The 21,513-nt window shown below is 50.5% G+C and carries 13 protein-coding genes; all 13 read right to left on the reverse strand.

Features of this window, described 5'->3' with window-relative positions; translation table 11 throughout:
* Nucleotides 1–48 precede the first annotated feature (48 nt).
* A complete protein-coding gene (locus PRIO_RS23245) occupies nucleotides 49–1,458 on the reverse strand; it encodes an extracellular solute-binding protein (RefSeq protein WP_020429173.1) in 1,410 nt (469 codons plus the stop codon).
* 230 nt (nucleotides 1,459–1,688) lie between these two features.
* The gene (gene pflA, locus PRIO_RS23250; protein WP_020429172.1) at nucleotides 1,689–2,426 is read right to left on the reverse strand and encodes a pyruvate formate-lyase-activating protein; all 738 of its coding nucleotides are present in this window, start codon (nucleotides 2,424–2,426) and stop codon (nucleotides 1,689–1,691) included.
* A gap of 131 nt (nucleotides 2,427–2,557) precedes the next feature.
* Nucleotides 2,558–4,819 carry a formate C-acetyltransferase gene (pflB, locus tag PRIO_RS23255; RefSeq protein ID WP_039788857.1) on the reverse strand — a complete coding sequence of 754 codons (2,262 nt, stop codon included), beginning with the start codon at nucleotides 4,817–4,819 and terminating at the stop codon, nucleotides 2,558–2,560.
* A 263-nt stretch (nucleotides 4,820–5,082) separates the two neighbouring features.
* The gene (adhE, locus tag PRIO_RS23260) at nucleotides 5,083–7,704 is read right to left on the reverse strand and encodes a bifunctional acetaldehyde-CoA/alcohol dehydrogenase (protein ID WP_020429170.1); all 2,622 of its coding nucleotides are present in this window, start codon (nucleotides 7,702–7,704) and stop codon (nucleotides 5,083–5,085) included.
* 371 nt (nucleotides 7,705–8,075) lie between these two features.
* Nucleotides 8,076–9,539 carry an ABC transporter substrate-binding protein gene (locus PRIO_RS23270; RefSeq protein WP_046504912.1) on the reverse strand — a complete coding sequence of 488 codons (1,464 nt, stop codon included), beginning with the start codon at nucleotides 9,537–9,539 and terminating at the stop codon, nucleotides 8,076–8,078.
* Nucleotides 9,540–9,670: 131 nt separating this feature from the next.
* Nucleotides 9,671–10,543, reverse strand: coding sequence for a carbohydrate ABC transporter permease (locus PRIO_RS23275; RefSeq protein WP_020429167.1), 873 nt, complete (start codon nucleotides 10,541–10,543; stop codon nucleotides 9,671–9,673).
* Nucleotide 10,544: 1 nt separating this feature from the next.
* On the reverse strand, nucleotides 10,545–11,438 hold the full coding sequence (locus tag PRIO_RS23280; RefSeq protein ID WP_231869739.1) for a carbohydrate ABC transporter permease: 894 nt from the start codon (nucleotides 11,436–11,438) through the stop codon (nucleotides 10,545–10,547).
* A 145-nt stretch (nucleotides 11,439–11,583) separates the two neighbouring features.
* On the reverse strand, nucleotides 11,584–12,912 hold the full coding sequence (locus PRIO_RS23285; protein ID WP_020429165.1) for a response regulator: 1,329 nt from the start codon (nucleotides 12,910–12,912) through the stop codon (nucleotides 11,584–11,586).
* Nucleotides 12,913–12,928: 16 nt separating this feature from the next.
* Nucleotides 12,929–14,722 carry a cache domain-containing sensor histidine kinase gene (locus PRIO_RS23290; RefSeq protein WP_046504917.1) on the reverse strand — a complete coding sequence of 598 codons (1,794 nt, stop codon included), beginning with the start codon at nucleotides 14,720–14,722 and terminating at the stop codon, nucleotides 12,929–12,931.
* A gap of 309 nt (nucleotides 14,723–15,031) precedes the next feature.
* The gene (locus tag PRIO_RS23295) at nucleotides 15,032–15,829 is read right to left on the reverse strand and encodes an alpha/beta hydrolase (protein WP_039788828.1); all 798 of its coding nucleotides are present in this window, start codon (nucleotides 15,827–15,829) and stop codon (nucleotides 15,032–15,034) included.
* A gap of 86 nt (nucleotides 15,830–15,915) precedes the next feature.
* Nucleotides 15,916–16,545, reverse strand: a complete 630-nt coding sequence (pgmB, locus tag PRIO_RS23300) for a beta-phosphoglucomutase (protein ID WP_020429161.1) — start codon at nucleotides 16,543–16,545, stop codon at nucleotides 15,916–15,918.
* Between the two features lie 43 nt (nucleotides 16,546–16,588).
* A complete protein-coding gene (locus tag PRIO_RS23305; RefSeq protein WP_231869740.1) occupies nucleotides 16,589–18,886 on the reverse strand; it encodes a glycosyl hydrolase family 65 domain-containing protein in 2,298 nt (765 codons plus the stop codon).
* Nucleotides 18,883–21,186, reverse strand: a complete 2,304-nt coding sequence (locus PRIO_RS23310; RefSeq protein ID WP_046504920.1) for a glycoside hydrolase family 65 protein — start codon at nucleotides 21,184–21,186, stop codon at nucleotides 18,883–18,885. The genes PRIO_RS23305 and PRIO_RS23310 overlap by 4 nt, the downstream gene beginning before the upstream one ends.
* Between the last annotated feature and the right edge of the window lie 327 nt (nucleotides 21,187–21,513).

The raw sequence follows: 21,513 nt of genomic DNA on the forward strand, positions 1-21,513 counted from the left end.
AAAATGTACCCTGGAGCAAGCACCAGGGTACATTCCGTGTACCGTTCCTTATTCCACTGCCGCGTTGGCTTCTTCTTGGACTTTTTGCAGAGCCTCGCCCATTTTTTCAGGGGTCGTCTGTCCGCCGATCAGCTTCTGAATCTGGATATTGCTGATTTCAGTAGTCACATCCGCCTGTACCAGCGAGTCGAAGGCCGGGAATGAAGATTCGGAGTTGTTCAGCACAGCCACAATTTCACTCATCAAATCGTCGGTAATATTTTTATTCAGTACAGCCTGATCAATCTTCATGGCCGGCAGCACGCCATCTTCAACCAATCCGCGAATCTGCATTTCCTCATTGTACATATTCTTAATGAAAGACTTCACTGCCGCAAGCTGGCGTTCATCCTCACCTGCAGAAGCCGAGAAGCCATATCCATTGTTCACGTCGCGCATCAAGGCTGTCTGATCGCCAACCCCTCCGTCCACCGGCGGGATGTTGAAGAAGCCAACCTTGCCGATCAGGCCTTCGCCGGATTGGCCTGCCTTGAATACGGAGGACTTCCAGGTGCCGTCATACATTAGAATCGCTTCGCCGCTGGTGAACTGGGTAGTGTACTCAGCATATTCGAAGCCAAGCTCGCCTTTTTTGAAGTAGCCTTTGTCTTCCCATTCCTTATACTTGGCAAAACCTTTCACCACATTCGGGTCACTCCATTTGGCTTCTCCGGTGGCGAATTTTGCCGTCACATCCGGTCCGGCATAACGCGACCAGAGATGGTTAGCCAGCATCAAAGGCACCCAGCCTGCTTTGGAGGCTCCGGCCAGCGGCACTTTGCCGTCAGCTTTGATATCTGCAAGCTGCTTTTCTAATTCCGCAAAGGTTGTAGGTGCCTTCCAGCCTTTGCTGGTGTAGTATTCTTTATTATAGAAGAAACCCTCACCGGAGCCGCCGATCGGCAGTCCGTAGATCTTACCTTCGTACGTAAACGGATCAAGATTAGAGAACTTGTCTTTGATGCCCAGTTCCTCCAGAATCGGTGTCAGATCAAGCAATTTGCCTTCCTTGGCGTATATTTTGGAGTCAGGGCTGCCGAAGAGGTCAAAAATCTCCGGAGGGTTGCCGGCCGCCATTTCACCGCGCAGCTTCTCCTTACGGTTGACATCCGAGTCCACACCGTCCAGCTTAAAAGTGAGTCCAGGGACTTCGGCCTGCACTTTCCCTACAACATCCTCCAGGATCGCGAGCCGCTTCTGTTTGTCGGCCCCCACCTGCGTATGACGGATGGTCATTTCAAAAGGCTCGCTGCTGGCCGGCTCCTCCGTAGCAGGTGCATTCGTAGCATTCCCGGCGTTAGCCCCCTTCGTTGCGGCTGCCTCACCGTTATTGTCTTTGGAATTGCTGCCGCCGCAGCCAGCCAAAACTGCAGAGCTTACGAACAGCAGGGACAAGAGCAATGTTACACTTTTCTTCATTGGGGTGACCCTCCCTATATGTTGATTTCCCTTACATCTCTTATTATAGAAAACAAGGTTTGTTACCGTAAGGTTAAGATTCATCCACAGCAGGGATAAAAACCTCTAATGTAAGCGGCACCATATAGATTGTCTATCTCCCCATGTTATATAACCTAACTCCTTATTACTGCAAAAAACCGTCCCAACAGTTGTTTCACTATTGGAACGGCTTGGATAAGGCAAGCAGCTTAGACCAATGCAGTTTGCTTGCGGCCTTCTTCAATCAGCCGGTAGGCGCGCTGCACTTCTTCTTCGGTTGGGGAAGGGACACCCTCAAGTTCATAAGGTCTTCCGAGCACTTCCCATTTATAGATACCCATTTGATGATAAGGAAGGATTTCGAACTTTTCCACGCCATTCAGTGTGCCAATGAAGCGTCCCAGGTTCAGCAGGTCCTCTTCACGGTTATGAATGCCGGGCACATATACATGGCGAATCCACATCTTGCGGTTATGATCAGACAGCCACCGGGCCAGCTTCAGCGTACGCTCATTGGATTTACCGGTAAGCTTGATATGCGCTTCATCATCAATGTGCTTCAGATCAAGCAGCACCAGATCTGTCAGTTCAAGCAGATCATTGATTTTATCGCCTTCATTATAACCATTGGTGTCAAGTGTAGTATGCAGGTTCCAGCGTTTCTTCACTTCGGTAAACAGCTGTTTTACAAAATGCGCCTGTAGGGTTGGTTCACCGCCTGAAACCGTCAGACCGCCACCGGACGTACGGTAATAATTCAGATACGGCTCAATTTCAGCAAGGACATCTTCAATACTCATTTCTCTGCCTTCATTCAACCCCCAGGTATCGGGATTATGGCAGTATTGGCATTTCAAGAGGCAGCCCTGCATGAACAAAACAAAACGAATACCTGGTCCGTCAACGGTTCCAAAGGTTTCTAAGGAATGTATATGTCCGTTAGCCATATGAGGTCATCCTTTCGGAAACTTAAAATTTTAATCAATTTTAAACAAGATATTACCGCCCTTGACTCAAGGGCGGTATCACCTTGCAGCTATTTCACTGTATACCTAGAACCCAAGCTACCGCTTGTGTATTACATTGCACCGTGGAATGTACGGTTGATAACATCCATTTGTTGTTCACGAGTCAGCTTGATGAAGTTAACAGCATAACCGGAAACGCGGATGGTCAATTGTGGATAGTTCTCTGGGTGTTCCATAGCATCCAGCAATTGTTCGCGGGCAAATACGTTAACATTCAGGTGGTGACCTTTGCTAGCGAAGTATCCGTCAAGCATCGATACCAGGTTAGATTTACGTCCTTCTTCTTCTTTACCCAGAGCTTTTGGCACGATGGAGAAGGTGTTGGAGATACCATCCAAGCTATCTTCGTACGGCAGTTTGGCAACGGAGCTCAGGGAAGCCAAAGCGCCTTTCTTGTCGCGTCCGTGCATTGGGTTCGCACCTGGAGCGAATGGTTCGCCTTTTTTACGTCCATCAGGAGTAGTACCAGTTTTCTTACCATATACTACGTTGGAAGTAATGGTCAGGATCGATTGAGTCGGCAGCGCATCACGGTAAGCGTGGTGCTTGCGGATCATCGTCATGAACGATTCAACCAGTTCTACTGCAATGCTGTCGACAGCATCGTCATTGTTACCATAGCAAGGGAATTCGCCTTCAGTTTCGAAGTCTACCGCGATGCCTTGTTCGTTGCGGATTACTTTTACCTTAGCGTGTTTGATGGCGCTCAGGGAGTCAGCTGCCACAGACAGACCGGCAATACCGCAAGCCATAGTCCGCAGAATATCGCGGTCATGCAGAGCCATTTCGATACGTTCGTAAGAATATTTATCGTGCATGTAGTGGATAACATTCAGCGTGTTCATGTAAGTCTTAGCCAGCCACTCCATCATCGGTTTGAAGCGTTTCATTACTTCATCATAGTCGAGATATTCGGAAGTGATGGCCGGATACTCAGGACCTACCTGCACGCCGGATTTTTCATCCACACCGCCGTTGATTGCATACAGCAGAGCTTTGGCCAGGTTGGCGCGTGCTCCGAAGAATTGCATTTGTTTACCGATGCGCATTGCGGATACGCAGCATGCAATACCATAGTCGTCACCGTAGATCGGACGCATCAAATCGTCATTTTCATATTGAATCGAGCTGGTTTCGATGGAAACCTTAGCACAGTATTTTTTGAAGCCTTCAGGCAATTTTTCCGACCACAGTACAGTCAGGTTTGGCTCTGGAGCTGGTCCCAGATTGTACAGGGTGTGAAGGAAACGGAAGCTGTTCTTGGTAACGCGTGTTGTTCCGTCTACAGACATACCGCCGATGGATTCAGTAACCCATGTAGGGTCTCCACTGAACAATTCGTTATAGTCAGGAGTACGCAGGAACTTGACGATACGCAGTTTCATGATGAAGTGGTCAGCCAGTTCTTGTGCTTGTTCTTCAGTCAAAGTACCTTCTGCAAGGTCACGTTCTACATAGATATCAAGGAAAGAGGATACACGTCCAAGGGACATTGCCGCACCGTTCTGTTCCTTAATAGCTGCGAGGTAACCGAAGTATACCCACTGGAAAGCTTCCTTAGCGTTGTTAGCAGGCTTGGAGATATCCATTCCATGCATTTGAGCCATTTGTTTCAGTTCGCCGAGTGCACGAATCTGTTCGGAAAGTTCTTCACGAAGACGGATAACGCTATCGGTCATGGAATCCACTTCAAGATTCGCAAGATCTTGTTTCTTTTCTTGGATCAGGAAGTCAACGCCGTAAAGAGCTACGCGACGGTAGTCACCGATGATACGGCCGCGGCCATAAGCATCTGGAAGACCTGTGATGATACCGGCTTTACGGACAGCTCTCATTTCAGAAGTATATGCATCAAATACGCCTTGGTTATGCGTTTTGCGGATGTTCGTGAACATGTCAACAATGCCTTGCGGAAGTTCGAAGCCATAAGCTTTAGTGGCATCGATCATCATCTTGATTCCGCCAAACGGTTGAATGGAACGTTTGAAAGGCGCATCAGTCTGAACGCCGACAATTTGTTCCTTGTCTTTGTCAATGTAGCCAGGTTGGTGGGATACGATCGTGGATACTGTGTTAACATCCACATCCAGTACACCGCCATTAGCAATTTCCTGCTTGGTCATTTCGGAAATAATCTTCCAAAGTTCAGTAGTGTTTTTAGTAGGACCTGCAAGGAAGTCTTCCTTGCCAAGATAAGGTTTGATGTTCTTTTCGATAAAATCATTCACATTTACTTTTCTGGACCATTTTCCTTTTACAAAACCGCGCCATCCAGCCTTAACTTCTTGTACATCTTTTTCAATCACCGACATGCTAAATCCCTCCATTTATATTTATTATATTTGTAGAGATCGCGGGCTTGAAGGTTAATCCCGTGTCTCGTGATCCCATAAAAGATCTCATTGTTATAAAATTCACAATTATATCTTCAAATCCGGGACCGTTGTTTATATAAACATTTTAGTTTATTTTCTGAAAAAGAACTGTGACAAATATCACTATTTCGGTGATATTTGTCACTTCCATCCAGTCCCATATTAACCTTTAACCATACTTTTTCCCATACAACCGTTAATTAGTTGTCGAATCTGCCGTAGAAAGCATTGCGGTATACATCAGCAAGTTCGGAAACCAGCGGGAGTTTAGGGTTGGCAGTTGTACATTGGTCTTCAAATGCACGGTCAGCCAGATAATCTACACGGGATTCGAAATCCTTAGGATCGAAACCAAGTGCCTGGAACGACTCTTCGATGCCGAGTTTTTTGTTCATGTCGCGGATAGCGTTGATCAGGCTTGTTACGCCTTCTTCAGTGGTGCGGGCAGGCAATCCCAGAATGCGGGCGATTTCGGCATAACGTTCGTCAGCTACAAAGTGCGAATATTTAGGGAACGAAGCGAACTTCGTAGGTTTCTTAGCGTTGTAGCGGATGACATGCGGCATCAGAATGGCATTGGTACGGCCATGGGCAGTGTGGTACTGTCCGCCCCATTTGTGCGCCAAGCTGTGGTTGATGCCCAGGAATGCGTTGGCAAAAGCCATACCAGCCAGCGTAGATGCGTTGTGCATTTTTTCGCGGGCAAGCTTGTCGCCTTGCAGTGCCGATTTTTCAAGGTATTGGAATACCAGTTGGATAGCTTTGATAGCCAGACCATCCGTATAGTCGCTTGCCATAACCGAAACGTAAGCTTCGATGGCATGTGTCAGAACGTCCATACCTGTATCGGCAACAGCTGTTTTTGGCAGGCTGTATACAAACTCAGGATCGATGATCGCTACGTCTGGAGTCAGCTCGTAGTCAGCCAATGGGTATTTCGTATTGTTGGCAGTAGTTTTATCAGTAATAACCGCGAAAGATGTTACTTCAGAACCGGTACCCGAAGTAGTTGGAATCGCTACGAATTTCGCTTTGTTTCCAAGCTTAGGGAATTTGTATACACGTTTGCGGATATCCATGAACTTCTGTTTCAGACCGTTAAAGTCAGCGTCCGGATGTTCGTAGAACAGCCACATGCCTTTGGCAGCATCCATTGGGGAACCGCCGCCGAGTGCGATGATGCAGTCCGGCTGGAATCTGTTCATCATAGCTGTACCTTTTTCTACAGTTGTGGTCGACGGGTCCGGTTCAACTTCCGAGAACACTTCGATCGCTACTGGAGTCTGGCGTTGACGCAGGTAGTGCTCAACTCTTTCTACATAACCCAGTTTAACCATCATTGGGTCAGTGATAATAGCTACGCGTGTGATATCAGGCATTTTGGCCAGGTACTGAGTGGCACCTTTTTCGAAGTAGATCTTGTCAGGTACTTTAAACCATTGCATATTCACGGTACGACGGTTCACCCTTTTCACGTTGATCAGATTGACAGCAGTTACGTTCTGCGATACAGAGTTGCGGCCGTAAGATCCGCAGCCCAGAGTCAGTGAAGGGATATTCGTATTGTAGATATCGCCGATTGCGCCATGTGTGGAAGGCGAGTTGACGAGAATACGTCCGGTCTGCAGACGGTTCGAGAACTTCATGATCACTTCTTCGTTATGGGAGTGGATGGCCGAGCTGTGGCCCATACCGCCAAATTCAACAACCTGTGCCGCACGTTCGATACCCTGGTCAGCATTTTTAACTTTGTAGCAAGCCAGAACCGGGCTCAATTTTTCTGCGGACAGCGGATATTTGGTGCCTACGCCTTCAAGCTCTGCTACCAGAATCTTAGTGCCGGCAGGAACCTGAATTCCGCACATTTCAGCGATTTTCACTGCGGATTGACCTACAATTGCAGGGTTTACTGCGCATTTTTCCACGTTCATTGCGCCGCTTGTCAGTTTGGCAGCTTCTTCTTTATTTACAAAGTAGCAGCCGTTGGCAATCATTTTCTTCTTCACTTGGTCGAAGATCGCTTCTTCAATGATAACTGCCTGCTCGGAAGCGCAGATCATACCATTGTCGAATGTTTTGGAAAGGATGATGTCCGTTACGGCCTGATCGATATCGGCGCTCTTCTCAATGAAGGCAGGCACGTTACCAGGGCCTACGCCAAGAGCCGGTTTACCGCAGCTGTAAGCTGCCTTAACCATTGCCGAACCGCCTGTTGCCAGGATCAGCGCAACGTCCGGGTTGTTCATAAGCGCGTTTGTTTTGTCCATCGTAGGCAGCTCGATCCACTGGATGCAGTTCTCAGGAGCGCCGGCTTTTACGGCTGCGTCATGGAGAATTTTGGCTGCTGCGGCACTACACTCTTGCGCAGATGGATGGAAACCGAATATAATAGGATTACGTGTCTTAGCGGCGATCAGTGCCTTAAACATCGTGGTGGATGTTGGATTGGTTACCGGTGTGATACCCATTACGATTCCGACCGGTTCGGCAATTTTTTGGAAACTGTCATATTGATTGTCTTCTACTACGCCTACTGTCTTGTCATACTTAATGCCGTGCCAGATATATTCTGTTGCGAAGATGTTCTTCGTGATTTTGTCTTCATAAACGCCGCGGCCTGTTTCTTCTACGGCGAGCTTTGCCAGGTACATGTGCTTGTCGAGTCCTGCCAGAGCCATTGCATGAACGATTGTGTTAACCTGCTCTTGATCCAGCTGCATGTAAGCTTCTTGAGCTTTCTTTGCTTTATCCACCAAAGTCTGAATATACTCTTCAGCAGTGGTTTGTTTCACTTGGGCGGCGACTTCGTTCTTAACTGCCATCTCCCTCGTCCTCCTGTCAATTTTTAGGTTGTTTTTCTCTACACATTCATCTTATCACATCGCATCAGGGTTGTATAGTGAAATCTTTCACAAAGTATAAAGTTTTTTTTGATTTGTTTTCAAAGCGCTTTCATTCGCTCTTAATCAGGATTATGTTCCATTTTATGTATGTTTTCTCCGTTATTTTTGTCTTTTTTGCAAACGTGAATTTTTTCACTTGACATATTTCCCCTTCAAATAGCTTTTTCGTCTTTGAATACACGCCCACTGCGATGTCCCCGAATCCCTGTCTAAAATGGAAAAAGACCGGAAATTTCCCCGGCCTTCTTCTCAACTATTTGGTTATCTTCACGGACTGCTCTTTCTCCGCACTACTCAACCTTAATCGTATCAAAGAACTTTTCCTGTACGGTTTTAGCTGCGGCGTCAAGCTGGGCTTTGGAGTCCGTGCCTTTTTTGGAGAAAAGCTCCTGAATCACATTGGACATCGTTGCATAGTAATCCTGTGTGTTGTATTGCGCCTCCGGCTTGCCATCCAGCAGCCCCATAATATCCGGGTTGTATTGATAGACAATATCGTACTTGTCATAAATAGCTTTGGTTTTCTTGCCAAAATCAGAATCGGCGGCATAGTAGTCCAGAAGCGGCGGGATGAAGTATTTGCCGTCCGCTTTGCGCTGCTGCAGAATCGCATCCAATGCTTCCAGCCCTTTGTCGGAGAAGTAGTCAAAAGTGATATAGCGGAAAGCCATCTCCTGCTCGTCCGGGGTGGCATTCGGGTTGATGACCAGATAGTCGCCGCCGAGTACGCCCGTGTGCTTGCCGCCCTTTTCCGCAGCGGGCATTGGATAAGTGAGCACATCCTCCGGTTTCAAGCCGCCCTGGTTCAGGGCTTGCTCGATCACACCGTCGGAACCGGCCATGACCATCGCTGTGCGTCCTTGCTGGAACGCGCCTACAGCGTCGCCCCAGCCCAGTGCCCAGTCCTGAGGAATGGCATTGGCTTCCCATCTCAGCTTCTTATAGAAATCCAGCGCCTTCACACCTGCCTCGGAGTTAAAGGTTGCTACCACTTTGCCGCCGTCAACCTTCTGGATCTCCCCGCCGGCTTCGAACAGGAAGTTGGTCCAGTTCCAGCCCGCTTCATTGCCTTTGCCCATCGGGGCGATACCGGAGATGCCTTTTTTGGCGTCAGCCGCTCCTTTGGCGGTGTTCAGCATATCCTCCCAGGTCCAGTCCATGGGCGGAACAGCTACACCTTTGTCATCCAGCATTTTTTTATTAAGCATCGTTGTGGTGACATAACCTTTTTGGGTGATGCCATACACCTTGCCGTCAATGATGAACTGGTTTTGCAGGACGGGATTGATCTGGTCCTTGTACTCATATTTGTTCCACAGACCGGTGATGTCCGCCACCCAGCCCTTTTCGACGAGGAATTTCGCTTCCGTGGCATACGTATTGAAGAAGGTCGGGGCTTCATTGGCAGCCATTTTCACACCGATTTCACTAACGTTGTACTGCCAGTCGTCTTTGACAATCTCCACATTCGGGTACTCTGCCTGGAAACGCTTGATCTTATCATCTTCCTGCGCCCGCACTTCCGTCAGGTCCGGTGTAGGATAATGGATCTTAATGGTGACCTTGCGGTCTTTAATATCATCTGCCGGCGCATTGGTGGCTGCACTGTTGTCTGCCGCTTTGTCCGTGGCGGCCGGTGATGCTTCTCCCCCCTCTGTTCCCTTGGCGCTATTGTTGTTATTGTTGCCGCTGCACGCGGATAACAACGATCCTGTCACCAGGAGACAGGCTAGGACGCTGGAAAATTTACGCATTGAAACTCCCCTTTTCCATTCATAGTTAGCTTACAGATTTATCTTAAGAGAGAACCCGTGTCCGCACGAGGTGCATTTATATTCCTTTCATGTGCAGGTTTACGGTCTGTGGTTCAAACGCACACCCCGTGTTACCCCTTCACTGCCGACAAAGCCACACCGCGCATAATAAATTTCTGGAACAGCAGGAACACCAGAATCGGCGGCAGAGAAACCAGAAAGAGAATGGCAAATTTGATATTGGTGTTGAGCGCCTTAACGGCGATTACATATTTATAGATCGCTGTGGCGAGAGTGTATTTATCCTCACTGTGCATAACAAGGGACGGCCAGAACCAGTCATTCCAGGCAGTTGAGAAAATAAAGATCGCCAGTGTGGCAAAAATGGGAATGGACAGCGGCACAGCTATCGAGAAAAAACTGCGCGGCTCCGAGGCCCCGTCAATCCGTGCGGCTTCAAAAATCTCCGGATGGATTCCGTCAAAAAAGTTCTTCAAAAGCAGGAAGTAAAACGTATTCGCTCCCGCCGGCAGCCAGAATGCCGCATACTGGTTCAGCAGTCCAAGCTCCTTCAGATTGACGAAGTTCGGAATCATATAACTGGTCGCCGGGATAAACAAAGTCATCAGGAAGAAAAAATAAAACACCTTGCGGTAAGGCACGTTCATCCGGGAAATGCTGAAGGAAGCAAGGCCAAGTACAATAAGAGTCACAGCCATATTCCCCACGAAAATATAGAGTGTGTTTCTGAGGAACACCAGCAGATCGATATAGTTCAGCGCATCCTTCAAATTGCCGAAATGCCACTCCTGCGGAAAAAAATGCGGCGGAAAGGAATTGACCTCCGTGTTGGATTTGAGACCGTTGAACATCGTCATCAGGATCGGATAGAGCATGGTAAAGACCATGACCAGGATGAAAAACACCATAATCCCGTAAACGATTTTGTTGCTTGTTTTTTTCAGATCATGTTCGGAAAGAATGCCTCTGTCTGCGCTCTTCATGTTAGTTGTCCTCCTTGTTCAGCTTGAACTGCACAATGCCCAAACCGCCGAGAACAATGAACATCAGCATGCCAAGCGCCGTCGCCGTTCCGTAATCCAGCCGGGTAAAAGCATACTTTACAATCAGCAGCGCGTAGGTCAGCGTGGTATTATTCGGGCCTCCATCCAGCAAAGCAAGCTGTGACTGGTAACCCTGGGAGGTGGCAATAATCTGCAGAATCAGCATCAGGACAATCAGATTGCGCAAAGAGGGCAGTGTGATATGGCGGATACGGGCCCACACCCCGGCACCGTCAATTTCAGCAGCTTCGTACCAATCGCGGGGAATACTGAGCACAGCCGCCAGATAAATGAGCATCCCCGAGCCAAACTGCTGCCAGGTTTCCATAAAAACTAACGAGATCATCGACCACCTGCTGTCCGTCAGAAAAGAGATTTGATCCGCCCCCATTGTCCCGAGCAGCGCATTGATGGGTCCGACCGGATCGTACAGCCATCTCCACAAGCCATACAGCACGACAGCCGGCAGTACAAACGGCAGATAAGCCGCCACACGGACAAAGCCGCCGAATTTCCGCAGCTCGGAAATGGCGATGGCAAAGGCAATCGGCACCCAGAAGCCGATCACCAGGCAGAGCACCATGTAATACAGGGTATTTTTTACAGCAATCAATACATCCGGGTCCGTAAGCGCTCTGGCATAATTATCGAGGCCGGCAAAGGTATTGCCCTTTACGAAGTCCACGGTATAGAAGCTGTACATAAACCCTTTAAAAATTGGAACCCACATAAACAATACAAAAATAATAATGGCGGGTAAGAGAAACATATATCCCCAAAAGTTTTTTTTCCAGCGGTTCTGTTTGTGCGGTTTGCGCTCAAGCTTCGCCGGCATTGTCTCGTGGATTGAAGCGGTTTGGTTCATCTGGCTCCCTCATTCCTTTTGTCTTTCAGCACTTGCACCAAGCGCTGCCTGCATTAATTGTAGAAAAGGAGCCGAAGCCTGAACATGTCTATATCTACCGCAATCGTAAGCGTTCTTACTTCTTCAGTTCGCTGGGGCTGATGCCGTAATATTTTTTGAAAATCTTGCTGAAATGCTCCGGGGACTCATAGCCCACCCGCTCCGCAATCTCGTAACGGCGCAGGTCAGTATGCAGAAGCATCTCGCGGCTGTCCTCCATCCGCAGCTTGATGACATATTCCCACAGGTTGTGGCCTGTATTTTTTTTGAACAGATAGCTCAGGTAGTTGGGGCTGACGTGATTTTTTTTGGCCACCTCATGGATCGTCAAGCCCTTCTGGGCATAGTTCTCGTCGATATACTCCTTGGCCTTCTGCACAATCAGGTTGCTGTGCGTATGCAGCTCCTCGGCTGAAGGATCGGCGGCATAGCTGCTCCAGTTGAAATCACCGTAGTAGAACACATAGTAATCGGAGTGCTCCTTGTTCCACTGAATGGCCTTTGAGGCTTGGCGGTTCAGCACATCCATAAAGGACAAGCCCTTAAGGATCTGGCTGATGCCAATTACGGCATTCAAATGCAGGTACTTATGGATATTTAAATGCAGAGTGCGGCCCAGCACATCCAGCCGGTTGATCTGACCCGCAGCCGATTCCTCATAGGTCTTCTCATCCCACTGGATCACAACGGTGATCTCCTCCTCCGGAGAATAAAAAGCCACCGTACTCCACTCCTGGTCCAGCAGCTCTTTGGCAATGTTAAGCGCGGCATAACGCAGCAGCTCCCGGTCGCGGAAGGTGTATTTTTTCTCCCCGTCTTCTTCCGGCAGCGGCAGTTTGATCTTGATTACGGAGAAAAAAGGCCCCTGCAGCTTCAGCTCATCCAGCTTCCGCAGCTTCTGCTCATCGCCCAGCACAGAGGCAGGCTCTTCAATGAGCGCGTTCAGCAGCCTGCTGTATTCGGGCAGCGGCTCCTCCAGGCGGAAGCTCTCGCCAATCCCGGCCATGAAGGTGGCCAGCTCCGGGGAGGGTTTGTCCATTTTGAGCAGCACATTCCGTACCGAATCGAGAAAATGCTCGCTGTTCAGCGGCTTGATCAGATAATCCTTCGCCCCCAGCCGGACGGCCATCTGGGCATATTGGAACGTCTCATGAGCGGAGATGATAATGGTCTGCACCCATGGTTTGGCCAGCTTGGCGTGCTGCATCAGCTCAATGCCGCTCATGGCCCCCATCTGGATATCCGTCACCAGCAGATCAACCTCCTCCATGCGGATAACATCCAAGGCTTCAAAGCCGCTGTTTGCGGTATAAATATGGCCGATCTCCAGTCCCGAGGAAGCCAGCAGGCTGCCCAGCCCTTTGCAAATCAGCGGCTCATCGTCTACAACCAGTACATTAAACATCTAAGAGGCCACCTTTCTATTGTTGATTCTCCGACTTGGGAAGTTTAACCGTGACGACTGTCCCTCCACCCTGGCGGGGTGCGTAGCTGATTCCATATTGGGAGCCAAAATGCAAGTGGACCCGCTGATTGATATTGCGGATGCCGTAGCCGCCGGCCGGACTCGTGCTCTCATCATTTAAGATCTGCTCAATGGCCCTGCAATCCACCGGCTTGTAGCCGTTATCCGCTATGGTAATCAGAATTGTGTCCTCCTGAAGAACCGAAGTGATCAGGATTTCCCCGTCCTCAGCCATATTTTTGACACCATGGATGATGGCATTTTCGATCAGGGGCTGGAGGGTGATCTTGGGAATGAGATTCGTTTTGGTCTCCGGGGCAATGTTCCAGATGACCGTGAATACGTAGTCATACCGGTGCTGCTGCAGCTTGATATAGGCACTGGCATGCTCCAGCTCCTCCTCCAGCGTAATCAGCTCCCGGCCCCGGCTTAAGCTGATCTTCATCAGCTTCGATAGTTCCTTGATCATTTCCGCGGATTCGACATTGCCTTCCAGCGAGCTTTTCCAATAAATGCTCTCCAGCGTGTTATAGAGCAGATGCGGATTGATCTGCTGATAAAGCAGCTGCAGCTGGGATTCCTTCTGCTTCAGCTCCATCTGGTATTTATACATGATAAGACTATTCAGCCTGCGGGCCATATCGTAAGTAGAAGCGATCAGTACACTGACTTCATCATTGGTCCCTCTCTGCGGGGTCTCGGGAACACGGTTGCCCGGCTCATATTTGCGCACAAAAAAAGCCAGCTTCTGCAGTGGAGTCATGAGCGAACGCCAGAAATAAGTAATAATAATCAGCCCGAAGAGCGCGTAAGCAACCGTTATGTATTGAATCACCCGCTTCATTTCCTTCTGCTGCTGGAGCAGCGCTTTGACCGGGACCTTGTAGACCAGCTTCTGGGCAAACGCATGGTTGTTGTTCACAACATAGATGAAGTCATCCGTGATAATGTCCTCGGTTCCTTCGGGATCACCGGTCTCAGCCCCCTCCGGCAGTTCAATAACCTCTCCAGTCGCATTGGTGGTCGAAGCCAGCACCTGGTTGTTCATATCGGTCAAATAGATCTCGCCTTCCGGCAGGGAAATGGATTTCAGCGACTCGCCGATTTTGGACTCCATCTTGGTGACCACCAGCACGCCGATGGTTCCTGCCCCCCTGTAAATGCTGTTGACCGCCCGGACGTAAGTCAGTGTCTTGAGATTCTCGGCCTGCGGGCTAAGCTTCTCTGCGAACATTAAATATCCCCTCCCCTTCTGCTGCACGACCTGGTCAAACCAGTAGGGCTTCTCACCTGTGGAGAAAAAATACACGCCCGCCTTCTTCACCTGCGGAAAATTGGGAGCAAAAAAATAATAATTGTCCGGGTCGTACACATACAGCGAGTAATAAATCCCGTCGCCCCGTCCGGCACCCTGCGAGTAGCTGCCCAGCAGTTTTTCTATGGTTTCATAACGTTCCACCCGCTCCATCACAGGCTCGCTGCCGCTGACATGCAGCTGCTGCAGAACCGGATTCTGAATCACGGTGGTGGTAATCTTGTTCACTGTATCAATGTCTCGATTGATAATCGCAAAGTTCTGCTTGTTCAACTCCACATAGGCATTGGTGACATGGCGCTTCAGAATTTCCTCCGCTTTGTAGTTGCCATAGCTGTTCAGGATCAGTATGGGCGAGATCATTATCAGAAACAGCAGAATCAGCTGCTGCTTGACGCTCAGTCTGACGATGGGCTTGATAAAAGCAGACAACATCTGGATACACCTCCAGTTTTAATAATATAGCAAACGGATAAGCGCTTACATAGGTTTATTTTAATGGAAATGATGTTCAATTATATGTATTTTTCAGTTAGCAGCGGATTGGAGAGGCAAGGGGGAGTCACTAGTTGCTATTTCAAGTCCGCTTTATATAGCACTGCTCAGCTACTTCTTCAACAGGCGCTACTTGGAAAAAAACTATTAAATTCCACTGACAAAAAAAGGAACTGTCATTAGACAGTTCCTTTGCATGATCATCTAGGAACGATGATGTTTCGAATATTCTTTAGAAAAGACTTTTACCTACTTCGTGTAGCCGTTCAACGCCAGCCAGGAAGCGCAGGCCTCAGTCCAGCTCCGGGTGTGCGGCTCCCCGTCGGCCAGGCCAAGCCCATGCTGGCCATGAGCATACACGTGAAGATCAAACGGAATGCGGTGACGGCTTAACGCAGCAGCAAATTGCAGGCTGTTCTCCACAGGCACCGCTCCGTCATCCGAAGTATGCCACAGGAAGGCAGGCGGGGTAGCTGCCGTAACCTGAAGCTCGCTGCTGAGACGCTTCACCAGCTCCGGATCGGGGTCTGTCCCCAGCTGATTCTCCTTGGAACCCTGATGGGTCACTCCTTCAGCCATGGATATTACCGGATAACATAGAATCAACAAATCCGGACGTGAGGACTTCCGTTCCAAAGGCTCTGAAGCTTCTTCATCACCCGCATCGAACAGAACACCGGCAGCAGAAGCTAAATGTCCGCCTGCCGAAAATCCCAGGATTCCCAGTCTGTCAGGATCTATCCCATACTCTTCAGCGCGGTAACGGATCGTGCGGAGCGCACGCTGAGCATCCCGCAGCGCATGGGGGTATCCATAAGGCGCTACGCGGTATCGCAGCACAAAAGCCGAGATTCCCAGTGTATTCAGCCATTCAGCCACCGGTCCTCCTTCGTGGTCTGCACGCATGCCATACCCGCCGCCCGGACAGACAAGCACAGCGGCGTTCTTGTCACCTTCCACCAGATAAGGCGTAATCGCCGGGCAATCCTCATCGCTTGTTCCCAGTGCGCCAGGCGCCCCTTCCGGCCATAACAACATTGTCTTCATGTTCATCCCTCAAGCTTTCTTCCATTGGATAGAATTATTTCATACAGGAAATCGCTTTCTTTCCCTGCAATAAGTCTACCAAGGTCCTACAATTCATGCAATCCGGTTATGACGACGTCGGCTGCCGCCAGCTTTTCCCGCTTGCCGATGCCAACCACCCGCATCCCTGCCGCTTTGGCGGCGGTAACCCCCGCTTCCGCATCCTCAAAAACCACACAATCCGTTGGCTGCAGCCCGAGTCTGCGGCAGGCGGTCTGAAAGACCTCGGGGTCCGGTTTGGCGCGGGATACGGTGTTGCCGTCAACAACCGCATCGAACAGCCCGGTTATCTTCAGCTTATCCAGGATGAATACGGCGTTTTTGCTGGCAGAGCCCAGAGCAATGCCTATCCCCCGCTCCTTAAGCCTGCCGAGATATTCGCGGACACCCGGCAGCAGCTCCGAATCATCCAAGCGCGAGATATAGTCTACATATCGCCGATTCTTACGTTCGGCCATTGCCGCCTTCTCCGCTTCATCGAATTCCAGGCCGCCGATCTCCAGCAGAATATCAAGTGATCGCATACGGCTGACCCCTTTCAGCCTTTCGTTATGCGCCTCCGTGAATTCGAACCCAAGGTCTGCGGCAAGCGAGCGCCAGGCCAGATAATGATATTTGGCCGTGTCTACAATCACACCGTCCAAATCAAAGATTGCACCCTTCATATGCTCCAGCATGTATATTCTGTCCTCTCCATTTAGATAAACTTTCTGGCTTTTATCAATTTTCTGCCGCTGCCGACTCCGCCATGCGCAGCCGCAGCTCTGCACCCGGTCCGCACAGCTCAGCCGGGCCGCCGAATCCGGCAAAAGCCAAAGCCTCACGGTTGCCCGCTGCCGCTGTAATCACGATTTCATCACGAGTGACACGCAGCCTGTACTGACCTCCGCGCAGCGTAATCGGCAGTTCGACCGACTGCCAATGCTTGGGCAGCGCCGGCTTCAGGCAGACGGCAGCTCCGTCGAACTGCACCCCCGCGAAGCCAAGCACCGCGGCCATCCACGCCCCGCCATTCGCTGCCGGATGCGTGCCTCCGATATAGAGATCCCCCACATATTGCTTCGATTCACCGGTAAGATCAACTGTAGCCGTCCGCATAAAATATGGATAACCCCAATCCGGCGAGCCGATCTCAGCCGCCACCAGCGCGTAGATGCATGGGCTAAGGCTGGAGCCATGCTCGGTGCGCGGTTCATAGAACTCCCAGTTCGCCTGCTTCACTTCCTTAGTAAAAGCTGATTTGAACAGGTTCAGCATCAGCACAACATCCGCCTGCTTCAGGATTCTGGTGGTGGTGGCGAGCCCGTTGCCGCCGCCCCAATATTCGTTTTTGTTAATCACCCGTGACCTCAGCTCCGGCAAAGTGACCTCTTCGAGCTGGAAATAACGGTCAAATTGTTCAATCAGGAGCGTATCCGGGTCCGGCCGGGGAAGATACAGCCCCTCCAGCAGCGTCTGGAATTCTGTCAGGAACGGGCCACCTGTAAATTCCCTATGCAATTCGCGGTAAGCTTCCGGGTACCTGCTCTCCAGCAATTCTGCACTGCGCAGGGCAATTTCCAGGGTTTCTTTCACCAAGGCATTGGTAAAAGCGTTATTGTTCACGCGCTCGTGATATTCATCCGGACCGGTAACATCCAGAATCTCATAGCGCTCTTTTACCGGATTATAATAGGCATAGGAATAGAAGAACCGCGCACATTCCCAAATAACCTCGGCCCCGCCGTCCAGCAGCAGGCTGTCGTCACCTGTAAACTGAATGTACTGCCAAATTCCATGCACCACATCCGCACTGATATGGACCTGCTTATCACGGAAATACGTCCGCATAGGGCGGCCCGTAAAGACATCATTCACATTGAAAAGAGTGCAGGCATCATCGCCCGAATCCTGACTCTCCCAGGCATAGAACGCCCCAAGATATCCGTATTCAGCCGCTTTGCGCCGCGCGCCATCCAGCGTGTGAATCCGGTACATCATCAGATTGCGGGCAACTCCGGGATCGCTGTGCAGAAAAAAAGGCAGCATGAACATTTCTGTATCCCAGAATACCGCGCCTTTGTAGACCTGGCCGGATAAGCCCCGTGCCGGGATGGATACCTTCTCCGACGCCGTAGGCGCGATAATCATCAGCTGATACATGCTGTATCTGAGCGCTAACTGTGCGGCAGCGTCACCTTCAATGAGGCAATCGCAGCGGGACCAGCGTTCCTCCCACACTCTGCGGTGAGCCTGCAGCAGTTCCCGGTATCCTTTCTCTGCCGCTGCCTGAACCGCTTGCTCTGCCAATTCCTCTGGAGCACCTTCCATGTCCAGACCGGTATATACAGCTGCATATTTGAACCATTCATAGATCTCTCCAGCCTTGGCATCAAAAGTAACCTTCCGCAGGGCTCCCGCCTTGGAGAGCTTCAGCCCGCCAAATCCGAACACTGACAGTTCAGCTACAGCAACCGGGAGCTGCAGCTCCCCCGTGACCGCAGAAGTCAGCAGCACCCCATTCTTGAATATTTCCTGCTTATCCTGCAGATGGGGGCCGTTAATATCCCACACTTCACTGTCGATGCCCGTCTCAATCGTGATCCGGCAGTCCGCTGTACACTTCACAGTCTGCCTGCTGGCCAGCACATGCAGCTCAGCCATACTGGCAAAACGTTCAGCCGTGTAGATCAGCTCGCCGCCCTCCGGGATGCGGTAAACCGTCTCTCTCCGGTGAACCGCACTGCGAATATCAAGCTCCTGCTTGTGATCCAGTGGTTCAGTCTCCAGAACACTGAGGCGCTGCCCGTTGCAGACCAATGCCGTGTACAACCCGTTAGGAGCATTAACCGGCTCCCGCCACCGCTCTCCGGCCTGATCGTACACCCCCGCGAGCGTCACCGCAGCCAGTTGATTCCTGCCGAACTCCTCCAGGGTGCCGCGATAGCCCATATAGCCATTTCCCGTCATGTATTTGTTGCCGTTGGTTATGATCCGGGCCTTGTCAAAACTTGAATCGCGAACGGTCCAGCTCATCATGCCAGCATCCCTTCGCCCAGCGGAAGCACTGTGCCTGCGGCATCCACCATAATCTGCTGTCCATATACCAGAATGCTGGCTGTTCCGCCTCGTAGAGCTTTGAACCTTACACGCTCACTGTCCACTGTAATGCCCAGCAGCACCCCTTCATACATCACCTGGAAGCTGTAAGAGGTCCAGCGCTGCGGCAGCGTCGGACGGAAGGAGAGACGTTCGCCGTCTGAACGCATGCCTCCGAAGCCGTACACAATATTCATCCAGGCCGCAGCAATCGATGTGGTATGCAGGCCTTCGCGGGTGTTCCGGTTGTAATTGTCCAGATCAAGCCGGGTCGCGAACTCGAAAAATTGATAAGCCTCCTCTTCTTTGCCGATCTCACAGGCCAGAATAGAGTGGATCGACGGTGAAAGCGAGGATTCATGAATGCATCTCGGCTCGTAATATTCGTAATTGGCCCGTTTGGCTTCCCTGGAGAATTCTCCATTATATAAGAACATAAACATCAGCACATCGGGCTGCTTGATCATGTCATAGCGGTACAGCCGGTCGTAGGACCAGTTGGAATACAGCGGGAAATCCGTCACAGGTATGGAATGAATATCGATGTGCGGCAGCTCAAAATAACCGTCATGCTCCTCGTACACCCCGCTGTCCGGGTCAAGCGGTATCCGCATATGCTCCGCCTTGCTGCTCCAATCGGTTAATTCTTCTGCCCGGAGCCCTGTCTTCCTGATAAGTTCAGCGTAGGCATCCGGCACCTGTACCTCCATCCCGGCAAGCGTCTCCAGCGTAAACTCGAACATCTTCTTCGCCATAAAATTAATGTAGCAGTTATTATTCACCATCAGCTGGAATTCGTCAGGACCCATCACGCCAAAATAACCATATTCCCCGCTGCGCTGCCCCCACTGTCCGCGGGTGGCGTAGAAACGGCTGATCTGAATCAGCATCTCAGCACCTTTGCTGTACAGGAAATCCCTGTCGCCTGTGTTCTTCACATAGTGCCAGATGCCGTAGGAGACCGCCGTGCCGACATGAAGCTGGAGGTTGGAGTGCTGCCACAGGTCGCAGCTTTCGGTTCCGTCTATCGTGGCAATCGGGTAGCAAGCCCCCTCGCAGTCCACCTCCTTCGCGCGGTCCACCGCCTCCGGCAGCGTTTTGTAGCGGAATTCCAGCAGGTTTTTAGCCGCTTTGGGGTTGTTGAACATATAGAACGGCAGACAATATGATTCCGTGTCCCAGAAAGCCAGCCCCCGGTAGGCTTCACCTGTCAGCCCTTTGGCTCCGATATTATAGCCGGGATGATCGCCATGATATGTCTGATAGAGCTGAAAAATACAGAAACGGATGCCCTGCTGATTCTCGGGATCACCTTCAATACGGATGTCGCTCGTCTCCCATATTCCGCTCCAATAGGCGGATTGATCCGCGAACACCTCAGCATCATTGCGTTTGGAGGCAGCTGCCGCCAGCTCCAGCCCTTTAGTCCAGAGCGCATCCTCATGAAGGGGAGCCTCATGATCCCGGCAATGGACAGCAAGCTTTGTATAAGAATCTTTTGTGCCTTGGGTTAATTGCAGCCTAAAGGCCTGCCCGATAAAACGGTCGCGTTCTACCTTTGCGGGCTGCAGCTCCTGGGAGGATTGCAGAACAAAACCGGAAAACAGCTTATTGCCTGTGTTCAAGGTGCTCGCCATAATGGCGGTAACACCGCCTTGTACGCCGCTGCGCAGACTTCTCCACATGCTCTGTCCGCGTTCCTCATGGATGCTGCCAAAATCAAGTCCGGTGCATACCTCCACAGCTCCTGAGAAATTCAGCGGCTCGAACACAACCTGCTGCAGGCCCAGATGGGAATCCGTCATGCTGACCAGCCGTGTAAACGTGAGCTTCAGCTTCTTGCCGCTCCCCAGCAGCCAAATGAATTGGCGGCTATAGGTGCCTGTGCGGAAATCCAGCCTGCGGCTGTAATCCGATATCCGGCTGTGGGCCAGATCCAGCTGCTCCCCCTCTACCGTAAGGCGCGTATGCAGCCAGTCCACCGCATTTACCATGTAGCGCAGCGAACGGATCATTCCCTTGTAATGATTGCCGATCTCCAACTGCTCATGAAGGCCATTGAAGTAGCTGCCCGGCAGGGAATCACCGCTGTAGCCCTCCTCGGCATAGCCGCGCACTCCCATATACTCGTTGCCTACCGAAAAAATCGACTCCGAGGTCCGGTTCCGCAATGGATCGAAGCCTTCCTCGATAACCGCCCAGGGATCAACCTTCAGATATTTGTCTGCTACTTTTGCCATGAATGAACGCTCCTTCTCCCGAGTTGTGTCCTCCGGCTTCATGAATTAGAAACCGTAGGACGCTCACTTCCAGCGTAGCTCTCAGAAGAAAGAAGGCCAATGTCAGCCGATAACAGAGTTATGTGCATTTTTACGGAGTTGAAAGAAATCAACAGATTGCGTTATGCTAGAAAAGACTTTGTCCCCGATTAAGGCCAAAATCATATTAAATCTCACACCTTTGAAGTGAAAATTATCACAATGTTAAAAATTCGACACTTTTTCGGGAAAATATTCACCCATAAAGAGGAATTTCAATGTATAATTAATTTAAAATTTACTGAAAAA

Source organism: Paenibacillus riograndensis SBR5 (genome assembly GCF_000981585.1).
GTDB lineage: Bacteria > Bacillota > Bacilli > Paenibacillales > Paenibacillaceae > Paenibacillus_AQ > Paenibacillus_AQ riograndensis.

Bases quoted from the DNA above. Each gene is read 5' to 3' on its own strand.
- PRIO_RS23245 (WP_020429173.1), bottom strand. From the start codon at position 1,458: ATGAAGAAAAGTGTAACATTGCTCTTGTCCCTGCTGTTCGTAAGCTCT.
- pflA (WP_020429172.1), bottom strand. From the start codon at position 2,426: ATGGCTAACGGACATATACATTCCTTAGAAACCTTTGGAACCGTTGAC.
- pflB (WP_039788857.1), bottom strand. From the start codon at position 4,819: ATGTCGGTGATTGAAAAAGATGTACAAGAAGTTAAGGCTGGATGGCGC.
- adhE (WP_020429170.1), bottom strand. From the start codon at position 7,704: ATGGCAGTTAAGAACGAAGTCGCCGCCCAAGTGAAACAAACCACTGCT.
- PRIO_RS23270 (WP_046504912.1), bottom strand. From the start codon at position 9,539: ATGCGTAAATTTTCCAGCGTCCTAGCCTGTCTCCTGGTGACAGGATCG.
- PRIO_RS23275 (WP_020429167.1), bottom strand. From the start codon at position 10,543: ATGAAGAGCGCAGACAGAGGCATTCTTTCCGAACATGATCTGAAAAAA.
- PRIO_RS23280 (WP_231869739.1), bottom strand. From the start codon at position 11,438: ATGCCGGCGAAGCTTGAGCGCAAACCGCACAAACAGAACCGCTGGAAA.
- PRIO_RS23285 (WP_020429165.1), bottom strand. From the start codon at position 12,912: ATGTTTAATGTACTGGTTGTAGACGATGAGCCGCTGATTTGCAAAGGG.
- PRIO_RS23290 (WP_046504917.1), bottom strand. From the start codon at position 14,722: ATGTTGTCTGCTTTTATCAAGCCCATCGTCAGACTGAGCGTCAAGCAG.
- PRIO_RS23295 (WP_039788828.1), bottom strand. From the start codon at position 15,829: ATGAAGACAATGTTGTTATGGCCGGAAGGGGCGCCTGGCGCACTGGGA.
- pgmB (WP_020429161.1), bottom strand. From the start codon at position 16,545: ATGCTGGAGCATATGAAGGGTGCAATCTTTGATTTGGACGGTGTGATT.
- PRIO_RS23305 (WP_231869740.1), bottom strand. From the start codon at position 18,886: ATGATGAGCTGGACCGTTCGCGATTCAAGTTTTGACAAGGCCCGGATC.
- PRIO_RS23310 (WP_046504920.1), bottom strand. From the start codon at position 21,186: ATGGCAAAAGTAGCAGACAAATATCTGAAGGTTGATCCCTGGGCGGTT.